Raw genomic sequence first — 21,902 nt, 5'->3', positions numbered from 1 at the left:
ATATTTATAATACGGTTACATCGGGAGAAATCTGAGAGAAGGGATGAAAGATGCTGAAAAAGAAGAGGATAATTTCAATTCCCGCTACCTGCACGGCGGCAGCCCTTAGTTTCTTGCTTGTGTTCTCGTCAGTGGCCTATGCGGCGGAGTACGCTGGATCCTGGTGCTTCTACAGGACGACGAACACCATTGCGGCAAATACTCGAGCTATCATTTCTGGAACCTTAGATAGTCCAACGGTTACCCAGCAAGCGCGTGCAACCCACAAAACGGACATCAATCGTCTGGGACTCAATGCGATTATATACAACTGGAATACAGGAGCGCTTTTGTACAGTAGTGGCTGGCAGTACAATCCAAGCGTCATTCCGGCCCAAGAATTTTGGAAGGTTAGCAGAACTTGTGCGAAAAAGGCTGGCCCAATTTATGCGAAGGGTATGATGAGGCTTTGGGATGGGAATACAAAATATAAAGAGTTTTATCCAACCGGGTCACCGAAGCTTGGCTGATAAGAGCCTTGTTGGTAAGTTAGATTGAGCGCGTACGACAGCGGAGGAAGCGGCAATCGTCTCCTCCGCTGTTTGACCGTCTGGCGTCCAATCAGCTTGCCTTCCTGCTAGATTGGCACTTCTATACCCATGGGATCTTTTGGTCTTTCCGGATGGTCTTTGCCTGGTTTATTGATTAGGAAAAGAGTGCAGCTTTGAAGATGGGCTCGTACTCTGCGAAGTATGTCTTGTACATTGGACAGTAAGGGTCTGGGGCCGCAATATCTGACGAAGCATAAAATGCCCGCGCCCGACATCCGCCTCCGCACAATCTGAGATAAGGGCATTCGTTGCAGTGGGGAATCGCAACGGAATCAAAACTTTGAAACCATTGGGCGATGTCGTCCTCAAGTATGCAGGCAATGTCTTCGGCGTAACAATTGCCCATTCTGAATTCTGGAAAATGGAGCATGTGGCAGGGGTAGACTGAGCCATCCGAATCTACGCTCAAACAGGTGCATCCGGCCCCGCAGCTGCTCCGAGCCACGAGAGAGGGTCCTAATGGGGAGTCATCCACCATCGTTGTCGATGAGCAGGATATAAGCGTTCTGCTTAAATCTGCTTGCGCCTGGGGATTTGGTATGAGATCGGAGATTTGCTCGTTGCTGGGCCTGCAGGACAGGAGGCTGAAATTGACGGATACGCCATAGCGATCTGCTAGCTGAAGGTATTGTTGCATGTCGTCATAGTTTTTGGCATGAACCGTCGCGATGATGTGTCCCGTTGTCCCTGAATCTACGACCGCCTCAAGCGCCGTGCAGAGCTGGTCGAACCTCTGGCTTCCACGAATGTAGGGAATGGAATCTGATGAGCACCCATCAAACGAGATGGCTATTTTGTCAACATAGCGGGAGAGTGCGCGAGCCCTTTCCTTGGTTATTAGGGTTCCGTTGCTGAGAACTGTGATGGCCGATATACCGCAATTCTCCTTGGCATGCTTTGCTATTTCTTCAAGGTCATTGCGTAACAGCGGCTCTCCTCCAGAAATGATTAGATGAGAAATGCCAACGTGCTGCAACTGATTGATGGCTTTTTTCAAATCGGTTGCCGATGGATCATTTGCTGCGTTCCTAAGTTCGTTGGCGGAATAGCATCCGATGCAATTTAAATTGCATCGTTGGGTTACATGGAGATAGGCGGATTTGGGCTGATGGCGGGATTCTGCGACATTTGAATCGCAGAATCCCGCATCGAGCAAGTGCTGACAGAGCTGAGGCTCTTCTTGAAATGCCTTTTCTTTGGGAACGTCCTCTTGCAGCATTTTCTCACAAAGGGCTAACCCTGTTTGGGTTAGCCCTACAATGCAGCCAGTTGATGTGTTGCCCAGCATTGGGATGCTTGCAAACCGAAAGAGAGCTGCGTGGCAGTTGAGCTTCAAGGCGCTATCCTTCTTCGTTTAAGGGGGCTAGTCGTCTATGCCGAACAGTCCGTCGCATTCGTCATCGGGGACATATTCGAAGATGTCTGCAGGTTGGCAATCCAGAAGCTTGCAAAGACCGTCCATGGTTTCGATTTTTACGGCCTTGACCTTTCCCGTTTTGAGTCTTGAGAGGGAAAGGGGGGAGAGCCCGAGCTTATTGGCTAGATCCACGGATTTGACTTTTCGATCTGCAAGCACTCTGTCAAGCCGAATGATGATTGCCATTGGGGGCCTATACCGTCCCGTCGTTCACTTCCTGCAGCATTCGCCCATAGGAAAATGCCATCGATAGGCAGAAGCATACCACAGCCGCCGAAAGCGCCTTTATGTCAACGAAAATCGAAAAGGGAGATTTTTCGGGGGGCGTGTCCACGATTCCCAGTCGGATGTCGCTTGAGGGGTACACGTAGGCGCTGAAGCTGGACTCGGAGAGCAGCTCGGCAATGAAGATGATAAGGAAGAGGACCCCGATGACAAGAATCAGCCGCGATAAGAGCTTTGTGAATGGGGAGTGGCCGCGACCTATGCTACGAAAGCCAACGAAGAGGCAAAAGACGACAAGCTGGAACGCGATGCAGGAAACGGCCGTAGAGATCAAGTTGACCCAGAAGGAGGCATCGCCCGCCATGCCCTCTTGGAGAGCGCCGACGGTAAGCAGAACCATGGCAGCTATGCATAAGAGGAAAAGAACGGCAAACACTATCAGGAATACGACGGACAAAACCCTGGATGCGGACTGAAGCCTGGAAAGGGCCTTGTTGGTCGCTACTGTTTCAGTGCAATGTGGCTCCACGGGATACCTCTTATCTACTTGGCTTATCGCCCTAGGACAGTGGGTTTTGTTTCGGCAGGGAAATCATACCAACGCTCAAGCAAACACCTCCTATGCCAATGTCTAGGCATCCTCGACTGGCAGAAGCATCAATGTAGAACAGCATCGTGGCTCCTCCTCTTCGCTGTGATGGCTAAATCTAATGTTCTTCATTCTACTAGCAATATAGCTTTTTTGAATATCCTTTATCAAGAATCTGCTTTGAGAAGCGATTTGTCCTGCGCAGTGCCCGCAGAGCGATAGTGACTGTTTGGCATTTGTCTTGCAGGCTGGTGGGAGTGGGTCCGCTCGGTTGCGCCCTCCCATTGCGCACCTGCTTGCGGCGTTCGCCCCTTTGGCGGGCGCTTTGCGGGGGTGCGCTCGGCGCGGCGTCCGCGGTATGCGCTATAGTGGTGCGAGCTTTTGCAAGCGACTTCGAAACGATAAGGGAAGTAGTTCTATGGCGCTTATTGTCGCAAAGTTCGGCGGGACCTCGGTGGCTTCGCCCGAGCGCATAAAGAACGTGGCCAAGCGGCTGGTGCGCATCAAGCAGCAAGGGGATGCGGTGGTGGCCGTGGTGTCCGCCATGGGCAAGACCACCGACGAGCTGATGGGGCTTTCCCGCGCCGTGACCTCGAACCCGCCCGCCCGCGAGCTGGACCGTCTGCTGTCCACCGGCGAGCACGTGTCCATGACGCTTCTGGCCATGGCCATCGAGGCGCTGGGCTACAAGGCCATGAGCTTCTCCGGCCGCCAGGCGGGCATTCTCACCGATGGCACCCACAACAAGGCCCACATCGTGAAGGTGGACAACGAGCGCATCCAAGAGGCGCTCGACCGCGGCTTTGTGCCGGTGGTGGCCGGTTTCCAGGGCATCGATGCCAACGACGACGTAACCACGCTGGGCCGCGGCGGCTCCGACACCACGGCGGTGGCCATCGCCTGGGGCATCGGGGCCGATGTGTGCGAAATCTATTCCGACGTGGACGGCGTGTACACGGCCGACCCGCGGGTGGCCCCCCGCGCCAAGAAGCTGGACGAGATTTCCTACGACGACATGCTGGAGCTCTCCAGCGCCGGCGCCGGCGTGCTGCAGAGCCGCGCGGTGGAGTTCGCCCGCAAGTGGAACGTGGTCATTCATTCGCGCTCTGCGTTTTCCGATGCGCAGGGCACGTTCATCAAGGAGGAATCCGAAATGGAAGAGGCCGTCATCACCGGCATTGCCCACGACACGTCCGAGGTAAAGGTGACCATCCGCGGCGTGCCCGACTGCACCGGCGTGGCCGCCAAGGTGTTCTCTACCCTGGCTGCCACCATGGTGAACGTGGACATGATCATCCAAAACGTGTCGAAGGACGGCATCACCGACATTTCGTTCACCTGCCCTGAGGGGGATTTGGGCCGTGCGAAGGAAACGCTCGACCGCATTCTGCCCTCCATCCAGGCGCCGTACTACGAGGTGGATACCGATATCGCGAAGGTGAGCCTGGTGGGCACCGGCATGAAGTCGTCGCCTGGCGTGGCTGCCAAGGCGTTCTCCACGCTGGGGGAGAACAGCATCAACATCCTGGCCATCTCCACGTCGCCTATCCGCCTTTCGGTGGTGGTTGATCTGGCCCAGGTGTCCCATGCGGTGCAGTGCCTGCACACCGCCTTCGGCCTCGATTCCGACAGCGTGTTCGAGGAAACCCAGCTTTCCGCCGAAGAGATTGCGGCGAAGATGAACAAAGGCCGCTAGAACTACTCGACGCTGCGAAGCCGCCGGGCACCCCATCTTGCCCTTTCCAGGGGGCGCGGCGCGTACCGAAGTACGCTTGGCCCTCTGCGCAGGGCAATCTGGGGCGCCGGGCGGCTTCTCGCTTGCTCATTTGGACCATAGATTGGTAAAGCTGAACCAGATGGATTTTTCGATTTGTAATTGATGGGTTGAGAGGAAAATCGATATGGCTTGGACGAAAGAAATGCCGGCGAATCCGGTAGTGGCGGTGGCGGGAGCCACGGGGGCCGTGGGGCGTGAGTTTTTGAACGTGCTGCACGACCTCGACTTTCCGGCGGCGGAGGTGCGGGCGCTGGCTTCGACCCGTTCGGCCGGCAAAGAGCTGCCCTTCGAAGGTTGCGGCCTGGTGCCCGCCGGCAACCTGGTGGTGCAGGAGATGACCCCCGAGTCGTTCGAAGGGGTGGACATCGCCCTGTTCTCGGCCGGCTCTGGCGTGTCGCAGCAGATGCGCGAGGCGGTGGTGGCTGCCGGCGCGGTGATGATCGACAACTCCAGCGCTTTCCGCATGGACGAGGACGTGCCGCTGGTGGTGCCCGAGGTGAACCCGCAGGACGTGGCCTGGCACAACGGCGTTATCGCCAATCCCAACTGCTCCACCATTCAGATGGTGGTGGCCTTGAAACCCCTCTACGACATTTCCCCCATCAAGCGCGTGGTGGTTTCCACCTATCAGGCCGCATCCGGCGCTGGGGCGCCTGCCATGGCCGAACTGTACGACCAAACCCGCGAGTACCTGGAGGGCACCCCCGAGGACCAGCTGACGGTTTCCGCCTTCCAGCACCGCATTGCTTTCAACTGCATCCCCCACATCGACAAGTTCATGGACGACGGCTCCACCAAAGAGGAATGGAAGATGGTGGTGGAGACGAAGAAGATTATGGGCGACCCGAACATTCAAGTGGCCGCTACTTGCGTGCGAGTGCCAGTGCTGCGCTGCCATGGCGAATCCATCAACGTGGAGTTTGCCGACGAGGTGACGGTGGAGCAGGCCAAGGCCGCGTTCGAGGCGGCGCCAGGGCTCACCCTTATGGACGATGCCGCCGCCAACTGCTACCCGATGCCCGGCATTCTGGCCGGCACCGACGGCGCCTACGTGGGGCGCTTGCGTAAGGATCCTTCGGTGCCCCACGGCTTGGCGTTTTGGGACGTGGCGGACCAGATTCGCAAGGGCGCTGCGCTCAACGCCGTGCAGATCGCCCAGCTGCTGCTGCCGTAAGGGCGCGCGGCGCGCGGGCCCGTTGCTGCGGGCCGCGGTGCGTTTCGATAAACTACAGGGCAGAGATCTCTTCTCTGCCTTTTTCATTTGGTCAAGCTGATGGAAGCGAGCACATGGTGGCCTCCCCGAAACAAAAGAAGATGCGGCTGGACGACCTACTGGTGGAGCGGGGCTTTTTCGCCAGCCGGGGAGAAGCGCTGCGGGCGGTGATTGCCCGCGAGGTGCGTGTGGACGACGTGTACGTTTCCAGCGCCGCGGTGGCGGTGGCCCCCGATGCGGACATATTCGTGAAGGGGCGGCGCGGCTACGTTTCCCGCGGCGGTTACAAGCTGGCCGGCGCGCTTAAGGCTTTCGCCATCAATCCCGCAGGGATGCGCTGCCTGGACATCGGCGCTTCTACCGGCGGTTTCACCGATTGCCTGCTGCAAGAGGGAGCAGCCAGCGTGGCTTGCGTGGATGTGAACTACAGCCAGCTGGCCTGGAAGCTGCGGCAAGACGCGCGAGTGGCGGTGTTCGAGCGCACCAACATCAAAGACGCCAGCCCGGCCCAGCTGGGCGCTCCCTTCAACCTGGTGGTCATCGATGTGAGCTTCATCGGCTTGGCCCCGCTGGTGCCGGTGATTGCGCGGATGTGCGCCCCTGGTTCCCGCTTCGTGGGGCTGGTGAAACCGCAATTCGAATCGCGCCATGAGGAAACCGATGGCGGCATCGTGCGCGATGAGGCGGTGCGGCTGCGCACGGTGGACGAGGTGAAGGCGGCGCTGGCGGCGGCCGGCTTCAAAGTGGAAGGCGTGGTGGAATCACCCATCACCGGCGCCCAAGGCAACGTGGAGTACCTGGTGTCCGCCGTCTATAGGCCAGTCGCCTAACTTCCCCATGCTTGACCGGGTAACATTGCTGTCGGCCCGACAGGGATGCTCGCGCCGGGACCCCGCCCAGGTCCCTCTGCGCCGTCGCCTCGTGCGCCCCTAGGCTTCGAAGCGGTTGGTGCGGGCGGCTTCCTCCATGATGGCGATCACTCGCTCGGCCCGTTCGGCTTCCCGGGCCACGGTGCGGCTGATGCCGGCATCGCGCTCGATTACCTCCCGCTGCATCTCCTCGGAAAGCAGCGGGATGGGCAGCGCGGCAATGTCGCTTTTTCCCAGCGGCTTGGGCAATTGACCTATCAGGGCGCGGCCGTACTCGCTTTGCAGGAACACCTCCACGTATGCCGGCAGCGGCGCGGCGCACAATGGCGAGCTGGCGTTGCCGAAAGGGGAGGGCGGCTTGGGCTTGCGCCCCCGTCTGCGGGGCGCCTCTTCCTCTTCGCCGGCATCGCCCGAGGGGAAGCGCAGGGCAAACACGTTGTTGGCCAACAGGATGGGGCAGGGGGCCTCCGCCAGCGCGCAGCTGCCGCCGTCGCGGGGCAGCAGTAGCACCGGCCCGTCTTCGGGGGCGATGGTGTAGCGCTCCTGCTGGGGCGGAATGAACGCCAGCCGCTGCAGGTGGATAGAGCCGTTGGGATGGATGCCCGAGGCCTCCAAATAGCAGCAATCGGTGGGTTCGAGCAGGTTTCCCCAGGTTATGTAGGTGTCGGTGCGGGGCATCCACGAAGGGCGCACGGCCGGCGGCTGCTGCTGGGCCCGCTGAATCATGGCGGGGCATTGGGGCAGCGGCCCTTCCAGCGGCAGGTTCTTTCCGCTTAGGGTGGTGCCGCGGCCGATGCGGCTGGTCACCGCTTCCAGCGGTGCCTCGCCACAGGTGTTCTGGGGGTCCAGGTACCAATCGGGGCAGTAGCGCTTCCCGTTGGCGAAGATTTCCCCGAATCCCACCCGCCGCGACTCCAAGGCCGCCGCAGTGCCGCCGGCATCGTCTTGGGGCGTCAGCTGCCCCATTTCCACGGCGGTGGTTTCCTCGGGGGAGAGCAGGAACAGCGCCGCCCGCTCGGTGCCCGGCAGCCCGATGGCGCCGCACAGGTGGCGGTTCATGTCCCAGAAGGCCATGGTGGTTTTGTCGGCAGCGGGAATGGAGGTCCACCAGATGGCCGCCGTGGGCAGCGGGTACTTCCGCGGCCGTCCGCGCCCGCGCTTCTTCTCGGGGCAGCCGCCTTCAGGGGCGGCGCCGGCGCTACCGGGGCAGGGCGCGGTGCTGGGGGGCAGATCGTCGGCGGCCCGGGCGGCGCCAGCGGCCTCTTCGCCGCAACTGGCCAGCCACAGCGGATCGCTGAGAAATTGGGAGGCGGACACCGGTACCGCCAAACCGCCGGATTGCACCCCTTGGCGCAATCGGCCGCCGAAGCCGTGGCGCAGCTGCTTGAAGCTGCCAGCCCGGCGGCGCTGGCCTGCGGTTTCGCTGTCGGCGAAGCGGTTGCTGCCGGTGATGGAGAGAGCCGTGCGGCCAATGTTGTCCTGCAGCCGCAGCAGTTGCTCGGGGGAGAGGGAGCCATCGAGGGGCGGCGCCAGCGCCACGGCCACATCCCCCGCAAGGCCGCTGAGCAAAAACGCCAGGAAATCGGGGCATTCCGTGTCCACGAACACCAGGTCGCCAGGGGCGATGGCCAGCTGGGCCACCGCGGCCTCCATGGTCTCGCGGCCCATGGTACCGGAGGGGCGCAGCCCGATGGAGCGCAACGTTTGCAACACCGCTTGCCGCAGCTGGTAGTGGCCCAGTTCCGGCGAGGGGGCTTGCCCGCCGCGGTAAGCGTCCATGTGCTGCCTCCTCCTTGCTGCGTTTTGGTTGTTTTTGGTTGGAGTAAACCAAAAATACCCGTTTCGGAAGTGGAAGTAAATCGCCATTCGGTGTTTTTTCGTTTTCTCCGCCCTCTGCGGCACCGTATCGGCCGCTTGGGCGCCCCGCCTTTGCCCCGTGCCCCGCGCCATGAGCGGGCGCAGGGCCGCGCGGGGCGCTCCTGTGGGCGAAAAAAGGCGCCTCGGCGGCGGCGCGGCCCGGCGCTGGGCGCTAATATGGTGGCACCATTCCGGCGCGCCTCTTGCGCGTCTGCGCACATCCGCTACGAAGAAGGGCCCTCCATGCAAATCACGCCTTTGGAAATTGCCGAAACCCTGGCAATGGTGAACAAGCAGAATCTGGACATCCGCACCATCACGTTGGGGCTGAACCTGCGCGGCTGCGTGGACAGCGACGTCAACGCCGTGGCCCGCAAGGTGTACGACCGCATGACCTCTGCCGCCGAGAGCCTGGTGCCCACGGCCCAGCAACTGGAGCGGGAATTCGGCATTCCCATCGTGAACAAGCGCATCTCCGTCACCCCCATCGCCGAAGTGTGCGCCGCCGTCACCGCCGCCGACCTTACCCCCGTGGCCCAGGCCATGGATCGCGCCGGCAAAGAGGTGGGGGTGGATTTCGTGGGCGGCTTCTCTGCGCTGGTGCAGAAGGGGGCCTCTGCGGCCGACCACAAGCTTATGGATTCTATTCCCCATGCGCTGGCTGTTACCGACAACGTATGCTCGTCGGTGAACGTGGGCTCTACCCGCGCCGGCATTAACATGGACGCGGTGCTGAAGATGTCCCATGTGATTCTGGAAGCGGCCCGTGCTACCGCCGATCGCGACTGCATCGGCGCCGGCAAGCTGGTGGTGTTCTGCAACGCGGTGGAGGACAACCCCTTCATGGCCGGCGCCTTCCACGGTTCCGGCGAGGCGGACGAGGTGGTGAACGTGGGGGTGTCGGGCCCTGGCGTGGTGCGCGCCGTGCTGGCCGACTTTCCCAAAAATGCCGACCTCACCACGGTGGCCGAGGCCATCAAGGCCACGGCGTTCAAGATCACCCGCGCCGGCGAGCTGATGGCCCGCGAGGCGTCGCAACGGCTGGGAGTGCAAAAGGGCATCCTGGACCTGTCGCTGGCCCCCACCCCCGCGCCCGGCGATTCAGTGGCGGAAATCCTCGAAGCCATCGGCGTGGGAGAGTGCGGCGGCCCTGGCACCACAGCGGCGCTGGCCATGCTCAACGATGCCGTGAAGAAGGGCGGCGTGATGGCTTCCAGCAGCGTGGGCGGCCTCTCCGGCGCCTTCATCCCCGTATCGGAGGACGCCGGCATGATTCGCGCCGCCGAAGACGGGGCGCTGTCCCTGGAAAAGCTTGAAGCCATGACCTGCGTGTGCTCGGTGGGCCTGGACATGATTGCCATTCCCGGCGATACCACGCCGGAAACCATCTTCGGCATCATCGCCGACGAATGCGCCATCGGCATGATCAACTGCAAAACCACCGCCGTGCGCCTTATCCCCGCCATTGGCAAAAAGGTGGGGGACACGCTGAACTTCGGCGGCCTTTTGGGCTATGCGCCGGTGATGCCGGTGAACAACCGCGCCGGCACCGTGTTCGCCCATCGCGGAGGCCGCATGCCGGCGCCTTTGAACTCGCTGAAGAACTAGCGGCCGCGCCGTTCCTGTTCTTCCAATATGAGCCGCAGCCCCTCCAGGGTAAGGTTGGGGTTCACCTCTGTGATGGTGGAGCACAGCGGCGCCATGGTTGCCGCCAGGCCGCCAGTGGCCACCACGGCGGCCTCGTAGCCCAGCTGCGCGAAGATGCGCCGCACCAGGCCGTCCACCCGGTCCGCTTCGCCCAGCATCACGCCGGACTGGATGGCCTCCACGGTGTTGGTGCCGATGGGCAGCGCCGGGGCGATGAGGGCCGTAGCCGGCAGCAGCGCGCCGTGGGAGGTGAGGGCGCCGGCGCTGGTCTGCAGCCCTGGAGCGATGATGCCGCCCACGAAGTAGCCGTCGCGGTCGATAACCTCGAAGTTGGTGGCGGTGCCGAAATCCACCACCACCACCGGCGCCCCGTAGCGGGCACTGGCGGCCACGGCGTCGGCCACGCGGTCGGCGCCAATCTCGCGGGGGTTGGGGTAGTGGGCGCTGAACAGGCCCGCGGCGGTTTCTGCGTTGCAGCACAGCATCTCGATACCGTTCACGTCCCGCACTGCCTGCTGCCAGGCGCCGGTGAGCTGCGGCACCACTGAGGCGATGGCGGCTCGATGGATGCTCGCCGGGTCAAGGCCTTCGGCGCTCATCAGCGGCAAAACGATGGAGCGCAACTCGTCGGCGGTGTTCAAGCGATTCGTGCCGATTCGCCATGACGCCAAAAGCTGTTGCCCCTCGTAGATGCCCACAACGGTCTGGGTGTTCCCGATATCCACTACAAGTAACATAATTGTGACAACCTCGCTGTACTTTTCTCCATAATAGCTATATTTTAGAGCAAGGTTTATTGCGAACCTGAAACGTTTTGCCCCCAAGGGTGCACCCTTAATGACGAGAGAAAGGCATTGTCATGACAGATACCCCCAACCGCATCCTTGTTGTTGACGACGAGCCCTCTATCACCGAGTTCGTCAGCTACGCCCTGAAAAAGGAAGGCTATAACGCCGACGTGGTTGACAACGGCGAAGAGGCTTTCCTTCTCGCGAGCAAGAACAAGTACGACCTGTTTATCCTCGACATCATGCTGCCGGGCATGGACGGCTACGAGCTGTGCCGCCGCTTGCGCTCAAAAACCACGTCCCCGGTGCTGTTCCTTTCCGCTCGCGACACCGAGCTTGACAAGGTGGTGGGGCTGGAAATCGGCGGCGACGATTACCTGGCCAAGCCCTTTGGCGTGCGTGAGCTGATTGCCCGCGTGCGCGCCCTGCTGCGCCGCGGCACGGGCGGCGATTTCCCCGGTGCTAGCAACTCCGTCACCGTGAGCGGCATCACTTTGGATGAAGACGCCCACACCGCCGTGGGCGAGAACGGCGAGATCGACCTTACCCCGCGCGAGTTCGAGCTGCTGGCGAGCCTGATGAAGAGCGCCGGCAAGGTGGTTTCCCGCGAGGACCTGTTGCGCGACGCCTGGGGCTGGGAGTACCTCACCGAAACTAAGACGGTGGACACTCACATCAAGCGCCTGCGCGACAAGATCGCCGGCGCTGGCTACGATCCCGGCCTGGTAGAGACGGTGCGCGGCTACGGCTACCGCTTCCACGCGTAGAGCTGGCTGCCAGCGCCTTCCCATGCAATACGCAAGCCCCCGAGGCACCGCGCCCGGGGGCTTTTGTTTTGCCCGGCGCAAGGAAGCGGCCCGGGGCCAAGGGGGAGGGGCAGGGTGTACGGGCGGCGCCGGGAGGGCGGCATGGATTTGCGGCTGCTGGCCGAGTGCGGGGAACTGCGCTGCCGGTTTGCCCTTATAATGGCGGCCATAGCTTTGCGGGCCATGCGCTCTGCGGGGGCGCCGGACGAGAAACGAGGGATTCATGCTGACCGACATCGAGATTGCCCAGGCGGCCGAGCCGCAGAAGATTACCGCCATTGCCGAGAAGGCGGGCATCGACGAGCAGTACCTTGAGCTGTACGGCAACTACAAGGCGAAGGTGGATTACAACCTGTTGCGCCGCGAGCAGCACCAGCCGGGCAAGCTGATTCTGGTGACTGCCATTAACCCAACGCCTGCCGGCGAAGGGAAAACCACCACTACGGTGGGTTTGGCAGATGCCCTTTCCCTCATCGGCAAAAACGTGGTGGTGGCCCTGCGCGAGCCGTCGCTGGGGCCGGTGTTCGGCATCAAGGGCGGCGCTGCGGGCGGCGGTTATGCCCAGGTGGTGCCCATGGAGGACATCAACCTGCACTTCACCGGCGACTTCCACGCCATCGGCGCTGCCAACAACCTGCTGGCGGCTCTGCTTGACGCCCATATCCAGAACGGCAACGAGTTGGGCATCGACGTGCGCAAAATCACCTGGAAGCGTGTGGTGGACATGAACGATCGCCAGCTGCGCCACATTGTGGACGGCCTGGGCGGCAAGGCCCATGGCGTGCCCCGCGAGGACGGCTTCGACATCACAGTGGCCTCCGAAGTGATGGCGGTGTTCTGCTTGGCCACTTCCATCACCGACCTCAAAGAGCGCCTGGGCAAAATTGTGGTGGGATACACCTACGATGACAAGCCGGTGACCGCCCATGACCTGCATGCGGAAGGGGCCATGACGGCACTTTTGAAGGATGCCCTGAAGCCCAACCTGGTGCAAACCCTCGAAGGCACGCCGGCTTTCGTGCACGGCGGCCCCTTCGCCAACATCGCCCACGGCTGCAACTCCATCATGGCCACCCGCATGGCGCTGGCGCTGGGGGATTACTGTGTGACCGAGGCCGGCTTCGGCGCCGATTTGGGAGCCGAGAAGTTCCTGGACATCAAGTGTCGCCTGGCGGGGCTGGCCCCCGACGCCGTAGTGGTGGTGGCCACCGTGCGGGCGTTGAAGAACCACGGCGGCGTGGCGAAGGCCAATCTCAACGAGGAAAACCTGGAGGCGCTGGAGGCGGGCCTGCCCAACCTGCTACAGCACGTGGAGAACATCACCAATGTGTACAACCTGCCCTGCGTGGTGGCCATCAACGCCTTCCCCGCCGACACCAAGGCCGAGTTGGATTTGGTGGAGGCGAAGTGCCGCGAGCTGGGTGTGAACGTGGCGCTTTCGGAAGTATGGGCCAAAGGCGGCGAAGGCGGCGTGGCACTGGCGGAGGAAGTGGTGAAGCTGTGCGAGAGCGGCGACGAGGCGGGCCGCAGCGCCGGGACCTTCACCTTCTCTTACGACGGCGAGCTGTCCATCGCGGAGAAGATTGAGGCCATTGCGAAGCGGGTCTACCATGCCGACGGCGTTATCTTCGAGCCGGCCGCCAAGAAGGAGATTGCCCAGTTGGAGGCGCTCGGTTTCGGCGACATGCCGGTGTGCATGGCCAAAACCCAGTACTCCTTCAGCGACGACGCCACCAAGTTGGGGGCCCCGCGCGACTTCAAAATCACGGTGCGCCAGGTGAAGGTGTCTGCCGGCGCCGGCTTCATCGTGGCCCTCACCGGCTCTATCATGACCATGCCGGGCCTGGGCAAGGCGCCGGCCGCCTTCAAGATTGACGTGGACGAGAACGGCGTAATCAGCGGGCTGTTCTAGGTTTCGGGTTCCGGTGGCCTGGCGGCCACCGGAACCGGTGTGTCGGGGGCGCATGACAGGGGACGGGGGTAACGTCATATTGGGGCGCCAGCGCCCCAATATGACGTTACCCCCGTCCCCTGTCATGCCCTATAATTCCTAGCTGCTGTCGTTTGCGCGCGACGGCAGCTTTTTGTTGGAGCGCGAAGTGGCCCGCTTGGTACAGATGCTGCAGCTTGCAGCTTCGGGGAATGGGGGTGCGATTCCTCCGCTATGCCAGTAACCGTAAAGCCCGCCGCAGGCGGCGAAGTCGGAATGCCGAACCGAGCGCATCGGGCCCTGGAGAGAAAGGTTTGAACCTATGTTGAAAGCAAGTGAGATGAAGAAGCGCTGTCCTCGCGCCATGGCGTGGGCCTTGCTGCTGGCCCTGGCCCTCACGGCGGCCCCGCTGCTGGGGGGCTGCAGCGGCGAGCCGGCGTCCACCGATGGCTCCGGCGCCCCTGCGGCCCAGCCGGCCGAGCAGGCCGCTGGCCCGCAAGAGCCTGGCGAAGCGGATGACTCTGCCGTCACCGGCGCCGACAAGATAACGGTGAGCGTGGAAGTGATGAGCGCCACCGACGAAGGGGCTGCGCTCTACAGTGAAGAGATGGCCGTTGACCAGGGAACTTCCGCATTGGGAGCCTTGAAGATCACGGGGCTTCAGGTGTCGGTGGAGGAATCCGATTACGGCCCGTTCGTGACTGCCATCGGCTCTACCGCCAATGAAGGTTCCAGCGGCTGGACCTACACCGTGAACGGGGAAAGCCCCACGGTGGCCGCCGATCAGACGGAGCTTCAGGCCGGCGATAAGCTGGTATGGGAGTACGTCACCTTCTAAGGGGGCGCGGCAACAAGGGGCGGCGAAGCCGGCGGGGTTTCGCCGCATCGCGCAGGGCGGGGGTTTGCCCCGCCCTTTTTGCGTCTTCGGTTTAGTGGGATTTCTGCAGCCGCGATTTGGAATCCTTCGCCCACACGCACAAAAGCTGGCGGGAGCGGGGGCCGAAGGAGTGCGCGCGAATCTGGCGGGCGCACTCATCGGCGGGATCGCGGTAAATGGCCACTTCCAAATAGTCGCAGGGCAGCGACTCCGGAAACTTCTCGGCCCATTCCACGAAGGCCACGCCATCGCTGTCGCCGTCGATCAGCTCGTAATAGCCGATGTCTTCCAGCTGCTCTGCCTCGTCTAAGCGGTAGAGGTCCAGGTGGTAGAGGGGCAGGCGCCCTTCGGGGTAGGTGAGCAGGATGTTGAAGGTGGGGCTGGTGACGGCCGACGCCACTCCCAGTGCCGCGGCGAAGCCTTGGGTGAACTGGGTTTTTCCGGCACCGAGGTCGCCCTCCAGCACAATCACGTCGCCGGGATGCACGTAAGGGGCCAGCGTGGCGGCCAGGTGCTTAGTGGCCTCTGCCGAGTTGGTGCGCCGTATGTAGGTGAGTCCGTTTGCCATGCCCCCATGATACGCCACGGGGCTTGAATCTGGCCAAAAAAGCCTCTTTTGTCAGAGCAAAAGGGCGGTGTTTGTGCGAAAGACCCCCGCACCTTCGCTAAATGCGGGGTGTAATTATTGTTCAGAGGGCACTGTACGCGTTTTCCCGTCTCGCAGCTTCTGACAAACCAGCACATTTTGGCCAGATTGAGGCCGCAGTGCTTCGGGCGCCGTGTTGTTTTCGCAATCGGCGGCCGCGCCGCTGCGCGCCAAGGGCCGAATTGGCTAACATATGCGGCATCGGAAAAGCGAAAAGGACTCCTATGACACAACGGAACTACGTGCTGGCCTTCGATACCGCCAATGAAGTGATCGCGGTGGGGCTGGGACGATTGAACGCCCAGGACAAAACGGTGGAAGAGGTGGCGGCGCTGCAGGTGCAGGCCCACCGGGCTTCCAACACGCGGCTGCTGCCGGAAATAGAGCAGCTGTTGCGGAGGGCGGGCGTGGAGCGCGCCTCCATCGCCTGCGTAGCGGTGGGGCGCGGCCCCGGGTCGTTCACCGGCGTGCGTATTGCCGTGGCAACGGCGAAGGGCATCGCTTCGGCGCTGGGGGCGGCCCTTGTGGGGTTGTCCAGCCTGGACGCCGTGGCTTGGAACGCCTGGGTGGCAGGTGAGCGCGGGCGGCTGCTGGTGGCGGCCGACGCCATGCGCCGGGAAGTGTACCCGGTGTTCTATCAGTTGGAAGAGGGCGCCCCGGTGCGCCTGGGGGAAGATACCGTGGTGCAGGCCCAGGCGTTTGCGGACCAGCTGGCGGAGGCCGGGCAGGGGCCGCAGCAGCCTGCCATCACCGGCGACGGGCTGGCGAAGTACCAAGGGCTCTTCGCGCCGGCCGGCCGTCTGCTGGCCGCCGATTTGTGGGCGCCCACGGGCGCGGCCCTTTTGCGGGCGCTGCAGGCGCAGTGGCAGGCGGGGGAGTGCGACCCGTTTGACGCCGCGCGCCACAACCCTGCTTTCGTGCTGCCGGTGTACACCCGCCTGTCCGATGCCGAAGAGGCGGAGCGGCGCCGCAACGCCGTGGCCCCCGAGGAGGCGCCGCCGCGGGACAGTCGCCATGTGACCATGCACGATACGGCGGTGCTGAACGCCCGGGCCGGCAGCGATGGCGTGGCCTATAAGCCGCTGAGGGCCGCCCGGGCCGCCGACGTGGCGGCACTGGAGGCCGCCTGCATGGGCAGCGACGCCTGGAGCGAGGCCTCGGTGGCCGACGATTTGGGTCGCACCGACAGGGTGTGGTGGGCCGCTTACCAGGCCGACCCCTCCATGCCGTTGCCCGCGGGCGCCCGTCTTTTGGGCTATGCCGGCGCCTTAGTGGTGGACGGCGATGCCCAGATTCTCAAGGTGGCGGTGGTGCCGGAGTTCCGCCGTCGCGGCATCGCCCGCGAGCTGGTGGCGCGGGTGGCCGACGACGCCCGCAACCTGAACGCCCGCACTAGCTCGCTTGAGGTGCGCGCCTCTAATGCTTCCGCCCAGGCCTTCTATGAAACGCTGGGCTACCAGCCGCTGGGGCGCCGCCCCCGGTACTACTCCGACGGCGAAGACGCCATCATCATGCAAGCGCCACAGCTGCCCTCTTCCGCGAAGGACGTGGCGGGCATGGACCTGCTGCACCAGACGGCGCCCGCCGGCGGCGGCGCAGGTGAAAGCGCGGCCGCCCTGCGTGCTGAGGGAACGTCCGTTGCCGCGCCCGGGGCCTCCTCGCCTAACGGGGCGGCGGATGGCTCCTCTGCCCCAGCTGCCGCGGCGGAGGGGCCGCTCATCTTGGCCATCGAATCGTCTTGCGACGAAACGGCGGCGGCGGTGACAGACGGCACCGGCCGCCTTCTGGCCGACGTGATTGCTTCCCAGGTGGATTTCCACGCCCGCTTCGGCGGCGTGGTGCCCGAAATAGCCAGCCGCAAGCACATCGAGGCCATCTGCGGCGTGTGCGACGCCGCGCTGGAGGAGGCGGCAGCGGCGCTGGGGCAGCCCGCGCCGCTGCCGTGGAACCGCCTGGATGCCGTGGCCGTTACCTACGCGCCGGGTCTGGTGGGGGCCTTGGTGGTAGGGGTGGCCTTCGCCAAGGGTGCTGCGTGGGCGCTGGACATCCCGTTCATTGTGGCGAACCACCTGGAAGGCCACCTGTACGCCAACAAGATCGGCGCCCCCGACTTTGCGCCGTCGGCGGTGGTTTCGCTGGTGTCGGGGGGCAACACGCTGCTGGTGCACATGGCCGATTGGGGCCGCTACCAGGTGCTGGGCTCCACCATCGACGATGCGGTGGGGGAGGCCTTCGACAAGGTGGCCAAAGCGCTGGGGCTGGGGTATCCTGGCGGCCCGGCCATTTCCCGCTTCGCCGCTCAGGGCAACCCCGCCGCCATCGATTTCCCCCGCGCCATGATGCGCTCGGGCAACCTGGACTTCTCGCTTTCGGGGCTGAAAACCGCCGTGGTGAACTATGTGAACCAGCAGCGGCAGGCGGGCCAGGCGGTGCCGGTGGCCGACGTGTGCGCCAGCTTCCAGCAGGCGGTGGTGGACGTGCAGATTGCCAAGGCCCGCACCGCCCTGCAGCAAACCAGCGCCCCTACCTTCTGCCTGGGGGGCGGCGTTGCCGCTAACCCGGTGCTGCGGGAGGCCTATCAGCAGCTGTGCGCCGAGATGGGGGTGCAGCTGGTACTGCCGCCGCTTTCCAGCTGCGGCGACAACGCCGGCATGATCGCGCTGGTGGCGCTGGACCGCTACCGGGCGGGGAAGTTCGCGCCGCTTGACGCCGATGCCGCCGCCGGCGCCAACCTCGAAGAGCCCTACTAAAGGATGCGCTATGCTTAGCCCCACTATGGAAAACAACGCACCCACACCTCCCGAAAGCCCGCGGCCCGCGGCCGCCAGCATCGACACCGCCACCGGCCAAGAGGCGGCCCCCGAGTTGTCCAGTGAGCGGGTGAAGCACATCTTTGCCACCATTGCCAAAAAATACGAGCGCTTCAACGCCATATCCAGCTTCGGCTCTTACAAGCTGTGGCTGGCGGGCATGATGAAGCAGGCGGACATCCAGCCCACCGACGACGTGATAGACATCGCCGGCGGCACGGGGGATGTGGCCTTCACCGTGGCCCGCGCCAAGCATCCGGCCCATATCCAGTGCACCGATTTGGTGAACGAGATGCTGGATGTGGCCCGCGCCCACCGCTCTTGCGGCGCCGGCGGCGATGTGCCGATGGATTTCGAGGTGGTGGATGCCCAGGACATCCCCTACGAGAGCGAAAGCTACGACGCCCTCACCATGGCCTACGGCATCCGCAACATGCCCAAGCGCCAGCAGGCCCTTTCCGAGATGTACCGGGTGCTGAAGCCGGGCGGCTCCTTCACCTGCCTGGAGTTCTCCACGCCCCCCAACCCCGTGTGGCGGGGGCTGTACCACTTTTACCTGAAGCACCTCATCCCGTTTTGGGGCGGCCTGATTACCGGCGACCGCGACGGTTTCGTGTACCTGTCCCGCTCTATCAAGGCCTTCCCCGACCAGCGGCAATTCGCTGCCATGCTGGAAGAGGCCGGATTCACCGACGTGCAATGGAAGAACTACACCGGCGGCATCGCGGCGGTGCATACCGCCCGCAAGCCCCAATAGTTTGAAGAATTTGAAAGCGGCGAAAGGACGCGAACATGGAGCGCATTGCCAGTTTTTCGGTTGACCATACCGTGCTTGAACCGGGGGTGTACCTGTCGCGCCGCGACGAGGACCCCGCCACCGGTGCGGTGGTGACCACCTTCGATTTGCGCATGACCGCCCCCAACCGCGAGCCGGTGATGGACACCGCTGCCGTGCACGCGCTGGAGCACCTGGGTGCCACCTTCCTGCGCAACGACCCCCAATGGGCCAACCGTGTGGTGTACTTCGGCCCCATGGGCTGCCGTACCGGTTTCTACCTGGTGGTTTTTGGGGAATGCACCCCGCAAGAGGTGGCCGACGTGGTAACGCGACTGTTCCGCTTCGCCCGTGACTTTGAAGGCGAGATTCCTGGCGCCAGCCCTGCCGAGTGCGGCAACTACCACGATGCCGACCTGAACCAGGCGAAGTGGTGGGCCCGCCGCTATGTGGCCGACACCCTGGAAGGGCTGGACGAGGCCCACACCACCTATCCGGCGCTCCTGGACTAAGCAGCCCCCCGATACATCGCAGGTTTAATTCGTAGGGCAGAGATTCTATCTCTGCCTTTTTTGCGTCTCTGGAGGGCGGGCCGACCCGACAGGCCTGCGCTCGACGCTCCGTACGAGGGGAACTAGCTCGCCCTTCGGGCGAGTGGATTTCCCCTCTGCTCCGCTTGGCCGGACCTTGCTCCGACCTGCCGGGTCGGCCCAGCCAGGATGCACCGCAGGTTCGGACCTGACGTTAACCCCGCCCCCCCGTCAGCTCCCGGCCCCTACGAGCAGGAACGCACCAGCTCCTCCACCAGTTGCGCGCAGGTGCGGGCCGCTTTCTGTTCAAATTCGGGGTAATCCATGGCGTCGCTGCCGTCGGCCTTGTCGGAGATGGCCCGCACGATGACGCAGGGCACGTCGTTCACCCAGCAGGCCTGGGCGATGGCCGCCCCCTCCATCTCGCAGCAGGCGGCGCCGAAGACGTTGCGGATGCGCCGCTTCTCCTCGGCGGTGCGCACGAACTCGTCCCCCGAGGCCACCACGCCGGCTACCGCGTGAAGCCCCAGCTTCCGGGCGCGCTCCAGCGCCTGGGACGCCAGCAGGGGGTTGGTGGGGAAGGCCACCTGGTCCATGCCCGGCACCTGCCCGGGGGCATAGCCGAAATTGCAGGCGTTCATGAGGTGGTTCACGGCGCTTTCCGCCACCAAGATGTCGCAGATGTCCAGCCGCGGGTCCAGCGAACCCGCCACGCCGGTGTTGATCACCTGGTCAACACCGAAGCGGTCCACCAGCACCTGGGTGCACAGGGCGGCGTTCACCATGCCGACGCCGCTTTGCACCACCACGCACTGGTGAGCCCCCAGCACCCCCTCGCTGAAGGCCATGCCGCCGTGGTTCGCCTGCAAAAGGGGGCCGTTGGCCTTCATGGCCTCCAGCAGCAGCTGCACTTCCACGTCCATGGCGCCGATAATTCCGAATTTCATGAGGCCTTCTTTCTGCGGGAAGGAACCCTTGGCCGGCCGCTGCGCGCGGGGCGCCCCGAACGGGAGGCCCTCGTGCGGCGCGCGATGCCGCCGAGCGGGTGTTTTGTTTTGCATTTCTTGCGCACGCCGAGGTTAAAGCAAGGCGGCCGCTCATGTAATGGTATCATTCGAATTTGCTGTGCGCCTTCGGCGGCGGGGAGTTGTTTTCCGCGGAAGGCGATGGCTTGCAGGAACGCGAGAATAGGGAAACCGCATGCTCATTTGCGCTCACTACATATTGCCCATCGCCTCCGACCCCATGACCGGAGGGGCCGTGCTGATTCGCAACGGCGAGATTTGCGACATGGGCGCGGCGGACATCATGAAGCTGCGCTATCCGTCCGAGGAAGTGCGCGACTTCGGTTTGGCGGCCATCATGCCCGGCATGGTGGACACCCACACCCGCATGGAGTACTCGGTGATGCGCGGCCTGGTGGACGACCTTCCCTACAACACGTGGCTCATGAAGGTTACCGAGAAGGCCCCGCTCATGGAGATGAGCGACTGGTACGACTCCGCGGTGCTGGGCTGCCTGGACGCGCTGTCCGGCGGCATCACCACCATTTCTGACACCACCTCCAACGGGGCGTCGGTCACCGCCACTCAGAAGCTGGGGCTGCGGGCGGTGGTTTACCGCGAAGTGCGCGCCATGGACAAAAACCGCATCGAGTACGCCATGAAGATGGCCCAAAAGGATATCTTCCACTGGCGCGAAGAGGTAGACGAAAGCCGCGTGACCATCGGCATCGCGCCGGGGCACCTGTTCAGCGCCCACCCCGCCCTCATGGGCACCGCGGCCGAGTTTGCCGCCGAGCAAGACATTCCCTATGCCATTCACTTGGCCGGCAGCCGCGAGGAAATGAACTTCGTGCGCTACGGCTCTTCGCCGTTTTCGGTGGACGCCATGGGCAACGACCGCGGGTTCGTGGAAGTGCCCCCTTGGATGCCCACCGGTGTGTCGCCGGTGCAGTACGCCCTGAACTGGGGCGCGTTCCAGGCGCCGCGCACCCTGGTGGTGCAGGCGGTGCACGTGGACCATCGCGACCTGGCCACTCTGCGCCAGAACAACGTGGCCATCGCCACCTGTCCCCGCGAGAACGCCCAGCTGGGCATGGGGGTGGCGCCGCTGGACGAGTTCCTGCGCGCCGACATCCCCGTGGGCTTCGGCACTGGCAGCCCCGCGGCCACCAACTCCACCGACATGTTCACCGAGATGACGGTGGGCATGCTGATGAGCCGCTCGATGAGCACCCGCCGCTTCTTGGACAGCGGCACCATTCTGGAACTGGCCACCCTGGGCGGCGCCCGCGCGCTGGGCATCGACGACAAGGTGGGCTCGCTGGAAATTGGCAAGCGCGCCGACATCGTTGCGGTGGACCTTTCCAGTTCGCACCAGGCCCCCGGCGGCAATCCCATTTCCGCCGTGGTGAACACCTGCACTAGCTCGGATGTGCTGATGACCATGGTGGACGGCAACATCCTGTATGAGAAGAACAAGTGGCATGTGAACGTTGAGGTGGCGCGCAGCGTGGCGCGGGCCATCGAGATTCGCGGAAAGCTCAGGTCGTAG

19 protein-coding genes and 1 riboswitch are annotated in these 21,902 nt (G+C 63.5%); of the genes, 12 read left to right on the top strand and 7 right to left on the bottom strand.

The annotated features are described in order from the left end of the window. The first annotated feature begins 50 nt into the window (after positions 1 to 50). Positions 51 to 509, top strand: coding sequence for a hypothetical protein (locus DMP11_RS02280; protein ID WP_123184888.1), 459 nt, complete (start codon positions 51 to 53; stop codon positions 507 to 509). A 175-nt stretch (positions 510 to 684) separates the two neighbouring features. Here the strand turns inward: DMP11_RS02280 and DMP11_RS02275 are convergent, their stop codons facing one another. From DMP11_RS02275 to DMP11_RS02265, 3 genes are read right to left on the bottom strand one after another with little or no spacing between them, the layout of a single operon-like run. Further along, positions 685 to 1,926, bottom strand: a complete 1,242-nt coding sequence (locus DMP11_RS02275) for a radical SAM/SPASM domain-containing protein (RefSeq protein ID WP_123184887.1) — start codon at positions 1,924 to 1,926, stop codon at positions 685 to 687. 27 nt (positions 1,927 to 1,953) lie between these two features. Beyond that, positions 1,954 to 2,193, bottom strand: coding sequence for a helix-turn-helix domain-containing protein (locus DMP11_RS02270; RefSeq protein ID WP_123184886.1), 240 nt, complete (start codon positions 2,191 to 2,193; stop codon positions 1,954 to 1,956). A 7-nt stretch (positions 2,194 to 2,200) separates the two neighbouring features. Next, positions 2,201 to 2,761: a hypothetical protein gene (locus DMP11_RS02265; RefSeq protein ID WP_123184885.1), complete on the bottom strand. Its 561-nt coding sequence runs from the start codon at positions 2,759 to 2,761 to the stop codon at positions 2,201 to 2,203. 478 nt (positions 2,762 to 3,239) lie between these two features. Between DMP11_RS02265 and DMP11_RS02260 the strand changes: the two genes are divergently transcribed. From DMP11_RS02260 to DMP11_RS02250, 3 genes are all read left to right on the top strand, one after another. Continuing rightward, a complete protein-coding gene (locus DMP11_RS02260) occupies positions 3,240 to 4,517 on the top strand; it encodes an aspartate kinase (RefSeq protein WP_123184884.1) in 1,278 nt (425 codons plus the stop codon). Between the two features lie 205 nt (positions 4,518 to 4,722). Next, on the top strand, positions 4,723 to 5,772 hold the full coding sequence (locus DMP11_RS02255; protein ID WP_123184883.1) for an aspartate-semialdehyde dehydrogenase: 1,050 nt from the start codon (positions 4,723 to 4,725) through the stop codon (positions 5,770 to 5,772). 113 nt (positions 5,773 to 5,885) lie between these two features. Then, the gene (locus DMP11_RS02250; protein WP_123184882.1) at positions 5,886 to 6,641 is read left to right on the top strand and encodes a TlyA family RNA methyltransferase; all 756 of its coding nucleotides are present in this window, start codon (positions 5,886 to 5,888) and stop codon (positions 6,639 to 6,641) included. A gap of 99 nt (positions 6,642 to 6,740) precedes the next feature. On the opposite strand, the gene DMP11_RS02245 is transcribed toward DMP11_RS02250, so the two are convergent. Further along, complete coding sequence (locus DMP11_RS02245) at positions 6,741 to 8,459, bottom strand: restriction endonuclease subunit S domain-containing protein (protein ID WP_123184881.1); 1,719 nt, start codon at positions 8,457 to 8,459, stop codon at positions 6,741 to 6,743. Between the two features lie 321 nt (positions 8,460 to 8,780). Here DMP11_RS02245 and DMP11_RS02240 point away from each other — a divergent pair, with 321 nt between their 5' ends. Continuing rightward, positions 8,781 to 10,145, top strand: coding sequence for a PFL family protein (locus DMP11_RS02240; RefSeq protein WP_123184880.1), 1,365 nt, complete (start codon positions 8,781 to 8,783; stop codon positions 10,143 to 10,145). Here the strand turns inward: DMP11_RS02240 and DMP11_RS02235 are convergent. Then, on the bottom strand, positions 10,142 to 10,921 hold the full coding sequence (locus DMP11_RS02235) for a type III pantothenate kinase (protein ID WP_123184879.1): 780 nt from the start codon (positions 10,919 to 10,921) through the stop codon (positions 10,142 to 10,144). The genes DMP11_RS02240 and DMP11_RS02235 overlap by 4 nt on opposite strands. A 122-nt stretch (positions 10,922 to 11,043) precedes the next feature. Here DMP11_RS02235 and DMP11_RS02230 point away from each other — a divergent pair, with 122 nt between their 5' ends. From DMP11_RS02230 to DMP11_RS02220, 3 genes are all read left to right on the top strand, one after another. Next, positions 11,044 to 11,739 carry a response regulator transcription factor gene (locus DMP11_RS02230; RefSeq protein ID WP_123184878.1) on the top strand — a complete coding sequence of 232 codons (696 nt, stop codon included), beginning with the start codon at positions 11,044 to 11,046 and terminating at the stop codon, positions 11,737 to 11,739. Positions 11,740 to 12,001: 262 nt separating this feature from the next. Continuing rightward, positions 12,002 to 13,690 carry a formate--tetrahydrofolate ligase gene (locus DMP11_RS02225; RefSeq protein WP_123184877.1) on the top strand — a complete coding sequence of 563 codons (1,689 nt, stop codon included), beginning with the start codon at positions 12,002 to 12,004 and terminating at the stop codon, positions 13,688 to 13,690. Between the two features lie 213 nt (positions 13,691 to 13,903). Further along, a riboswitch (adenosylcobalamin-variant (AdoCbl-variant) riboswitch) is annotated at positions 13,904 to 13,998 on the top strand. A gap of 32 nt (positions 13,999 to 14,030) precedes the next feature. Continuing rightward, positions 14,031 to 14,546, top strand: a complete 516-nt coding sequence (locus tag DMP11_RS02220) for a DUF4430 domain-containing protein (protein ID WP_123184876.1) — start codon at positions 14,031 to 14,033, stop codon at positions 14,544 to 14,546. A 91-nt stretch (positions 14,547 to 14,637) separates the two neighbouring features. On the opposite strand, the gene tsaE is transcribed toward DMP11_RS02220, so the two are convergent. Next, the gene (gene tsaE, locus DMP11_RS02215) at positions 14,638 to 15,153 is read right to left on the bottom strand and encodes a tRNA (adenosine(37)-N6)-threonylcarbamoyltransferase complex ATPase subunit type 1 TsaE (protein WP_183621482.1); all 516 of its coding nucleotides are present in this window, start codon (positions 15,151 to 15,153) and stop codon (positions 14,638 to 14,640) included. A gap of 302 nt (positions 15,154 to 15,455) precedes the next feature. On the opposite strand from tsaE, the gene tsaD reads away from it, so the two are divergent. The 3 genes from tsaD to DMP11_RS02200 are packed head-to-tail and all read left to right on the top strand — an operon-like array spanning position 15,456 to position 19,328. After that, the gene (tsaD, locus tag DMP11_RS02210) at positions 15,456 to 17,981 is read left to right on the top strand and encodes a tRNA (adenosine(37)-N6)-threonylcarbamoyltransferase complex transferase subunit TsaD (RefSeq protein ID WP_123184875.1); all 2,526 of its coding nucleotides are present in this window, start codon (positions 15,456 to 15,458) and stop codon (positions 17,979 to 17,981) included. Between the two features lie 10 nt (positions 17,982 to 17,991). Next, complete coding sequence (locus DMP11_RS02205; protein ID WP_235869369.1) at positions 17,992 to 18,798, top strand: class I SAM-dependent methyltransferase; 807 nt, start codon at positions 17,992 to 17,994, stop codon at positions 18,796 to 18,798. Between the two features lie 35 nt (positions 18,799 to 18,833). Continuing rightward, complete coding sequence (locus tag DMP11_RS02200; protein ID WP_123184874.1) at positions 18,834 to 19,328, top strand: S-ribosylhomocysteine lyase; 495 nt, start codon at positions 18,834 to 18,836, stop codon at positions 19,326 to 19,328. A gap of 263 nt (positions 19,329 to 19,591) precedes the next feature. Here the strand turns inward: DMP11_RS02200 and DMP11_RS02195 are convergent, their stop codons facing one another. Next, positions 19,592 to 20,293: a 5'-methylthioadenosine/adenosylhomocysteine nucleosidase gene (locus tag DMP11_RS02195; protein WP_123184873.1), complete on the bottom strand. Its 702-nt coding sequence runs from the start codon at positions 20,291 to 20,293 to the stop codon at positions 19,592 to 19,594. A 253-nt stretch (positions 20,294 to 20,546) separates the two neighbouring features. Here DMP11_RS02195 and DMP11_RS02190 point away from each other — a divergent pair, with 253 nt between their 5' ends. Then, the gene (locus DMP11_RS02190; protein WP_123184872.1) at positions 20,547 to 21,902 is read left to right on the top strand and encodes an amidohydrolase family protein; all 1,356 of its coding nucleotides are present in this window, start codon (positions 20,547 to 20,549) and stop codon (positions 21,900 to 21,902) included.

The organism is Parvibacter caecicola (genome assembly GCF_003725335.1).
In the GTDB taxonomy this organism is placed as follows: domain Bacteria; phylum Actinomycetota; class Coriobacteriia; order Coriobacteriales; family Eggerthellaceae; genus Parvibacter; species Parvibacter caecicola.
Note: the sequence above shows the minus strand (reverse complement) of the source record. Positions and strands in the feature narration are given on the sequence as shown.